Source organism: Mycobacterium intermedium, assembly GCF_002086275.1.
In the GTDB taxonomy this organism is placed as follows: domain Bacteria; phylum Actinomycetota; class Actinomycetes; order Mycobacteriales; family Mycobacteriaceae; genus Mycobacterium; species Mycobacterium intermedium.
On sequence record NZ_MVHT01000359.1, the window covers coordinates 1 to 276 of the forward strand.

Here is a 276-nt window from a genome sequence, read left to right on the forward strand (position 1 = left end):
GGCGGACCCGTTACCCCCAGCGCCCCCGGCGCCGCCGGCACCGCCCAATCCGCCCTTTCCGCCCTGACCCCATACGCTCGCGCCGCCGCGGCCTCCGACTCCTCCGTCGCCGCCCTGGCCGCCGTCACCGGCTACGCCGTTAGTTCCCGGGGTACCGCCGAGTAAGCCTCGCCGCCCCCCAATGCCGCCGTCGCCTCCGGCACCGCCGTCGCCGCCGGCGCCGCCGGCGCCGCCCTGGGTGATCAACCCGAACCACTCGATCGCCGGCAGCATCCC

At 77.5% G+C, this 276-nt stretch carries 1 protein-coding gene; it reads right to left on the reverse strand.

All coding sequences use genetic code 11. The features are described from left to right. Nucleotides 1-276 (reverse strand): hypothetical protein (locus BST27_RS31015; protein ID WP_211285358.1); only part of this gene is annotated, 276 nt, incomplete at both ends.